A 2464-nucleotide genomic window follows, 5' to 3' on the forward strand; every position below is an offset into this window, starting at 1 on the left:
TTTTTTAAGTTCCAAAAATAGTTTTTCTGTTCTCCATCCTGTAGCTTTTTCCTGCAAGATTGATCACTTCACATCTGAAGAGCAATCGATCTAATAATGCTGTCGCTAGCACTTCATCATCAAGCATTTTGGCCCAATCAGCAGGCATTTTATTGGTGGTAATAATGAAGGAAGTATTTTCATATAATTGATTGATAAAGTTGAACAGGTTAACTGCTTGAGATTTTTCTACTGGAAAGAGCATGATATCGTCAATGACAATCAGATTGGCTTTAGTTAACCTCTTGTAATCTGCCATGGCAGCCCGGGCAAAGTCTTTCATTCGGAGCATGTTCAGGATATCATCCATTGTTCTGAAATAGGCTTTATAGCCCTTGTCTATGGCCTGGGCACAAAGTCCTGCCGCAAAAAAGGATTTTCCAACGCCGGATGGACCAAGGAGCATGATATTATAAATTTGATCAAGCCAATCCATTTCCCTCAATGTATTTATTTTCTGAAGCGTAAGTCCGGTTTCGTCCCGGTGTTCATATTGATCCAGATTGGATTTTGCGGGTAACTGTGCAGTTTTGAGCATTCTTTCTTTAGCCTGGAGTTCCCTGTGCAGAGATTCCTGTTCAAAAAGTTGCAGGAGAAAGCCCAGATAACTGAGCTGTTCACTTTCTGCCTTTTTAACCGTCTGTTCTATCTTTGTAGCCATTCCTGTAATCTTATACTGGCGGCAGTATTGATCGATTTGTTGTTTTTGGTTCATGCCATTAATTAAGTTGAGTGTTCAATATTTGCTGATAATCATCAATTCTGCTCATTTGGGGTTGTAGCAATGCTTGCTGTGGGTAAGCCCCGTTTAGAGGGTTTAGACCTATTGGGTCCAGTATTTCCGGACTGCTCTGCTGCCTGAACTTTGATATGAGTGCCTTAAAGTCATTGGCACTATTTACACCCTGCTGCAGACAGAAGCGTAACCCTTTTTCGATAAGCTGCTGGTCGGCATCAGTAATAACCTCACGAAGCAGAATAAGCTGATCACGCAGGTACGGGGGTTTATCGGCCCGGATAGCGCCAATAAACAGACGGAGACTTTCCCCGTCGCTGATTAGCTTACAAACTTCAGCTGTCATTTCTTCCAATGCTGTATTCTTATCCCGCTTATGATCAGTGTTGATGATTTTTAAGCCAGCTCCAGGAGCAATCACATGCCGGCATAATTCTTTCTGGTTCAGTGCACAAACAACCAGATAGCCATTGTCACAACTAACCGACACCTGTGTTCCCCTTCCGGTATAGGTGCCCAGCGGCAATGAATAGAGATTGCTTTTCCAGGAAATCATGTTGTCTTTTCTCACTGCGTATAATAATGGTGGTGGCCCGGTAACAGCGATAGGCTCAAAAGGTCGAAGAAAGTCCTGCTCGATCAGCCACTCATTCAAGGGTGATTTTTTAGTCAGCGCATGATCAAGTTTGTTTGCGGTACGTTCCAGCCATTTCAGACCATCCTTATTCAGCGTTTCCAGGTCATGGAAGGTGCGGTTATAAAGAAAGTTCTGTTTGATATATTTCACCACATTCTCAATCTTACCTTTACTCTCGGGGTCAGCCTTTCTGCACATATGAATTTTAAAGCGCCGCTCGCGTACATATGCTTTGAATTGAGTAGTCAGCATCAGCTCTCCGTGGTTCTCATTGCTGATAAATACTTTATCCTGATCATAAACCACGGTGTCTGGTATGCCTTTAATGTAGCTGAATGCATTTTCATGCGCAATAATGGCAGTCGCGCTGGTGAAGGGCTTGGTGCTGAAATAAACGTATTTAAACCGTGACCGGGAAAGCACCAAGGTGAAGAAATAGGCTTTTATCCGTTTCCCATTACTGGCACGCATGTTATACTCCCCAAAATCAACCTGTGCCTGTAAGCCATAGGCTGTCTCTTCAACAGCAGCATAGTCCCTAAAAGGACGCTCAAAAGGAAGGTTGTGTTGGTGACGGACCCATTTTACAAAGTTGAAAATGGTCTTCTGGTTTACTTCGGGAAAGTCCGCATGATGTTCCTTTAGCCAATCATGCATCTGGGCGGCAGAAGTGTCACGATAAATTTCCAGCCTTTTTCTAACGAATGTTTCATAAGGCAAAAGCAATTTTCCCCGCGTGCTCTGGGACTTTAAGAAGGATTCAAACTCTTCATCCTCCATCTCCAGGTACTTCTTTACTGTTCTGCGGTTGCAATGGAGGACTTTGCTAATCCGCGAAATTGAACGACCATCAAGGTGCATTCGTTTAATCTCATAATACATCATAAATTTGCTTAAGAATGCGTTCATCTTCATCAGTTTTCGTAGACCAATGAAGTTCGTATTTAAACGGTGGGGTTATTAAAACTCTGCCGTTTTTTTGTGCACTCTTGTTGCCATTTTCTGTGTATTCTTATTTGCCGATTTCTGTGCAGTTTTAATTACCGACTACA

The 2464-nt window shown here is 42.7% G+C and carries 2 protein-coding genes; both read right to left on the minus strand.

Annotated features, from left to right (window positions below):
• Positions 1-4 precede the first annotated feature (4 nt).
• Positions 5-754 (minus strand): IS21-like element helper ATPase IstB, encoded by a 750-nt coding sequence (gene istB / locus R2Q66_RS23835; protein ID WP_316753957.1) that lies wholly within the window; start codon positions 752-754, stop codon positions 5-7.
• A gap of 4 nt (positions 755-758) precedes the next feature.
• Positions 759-2321, minus strand: a complete 1563-nt coding sequence (gene istA / locus R2Q66_RS23840) for an IS21 family transposase (RefSeq protein WP_316753959.1) — start codon at positions 2319-2321, stop codon at positions 759-761.
• Positions 2322-2464: the final 143 nt, after the last annotated feature.

It is taken from the genome of Pedobacter gandavensis, assembly GCF_032677645.1.
Lineage (GTDB): Bacteria > Bacteroidota > Bacteroidia > Sphingobacteriales > Sphingobacteriaceae > Pedobacter > Pedobacter gandavensis_A.

Excerpts from the sequence above, each read along its gene's own strand:
- istB (WP_316753957.1), bottom strand. The coding sequence starts at position 754 with ATGAACCAAAAACAACAAATCGATCAATACTGCCGCCAGTATAAGATT.
- istA (WP_316753959.1), bottom strand. The coding sequence starts at position 2,321 with ATGAACGCATTCTTAAGCAAATTTATGATGTATTATGAGATTAAACGA.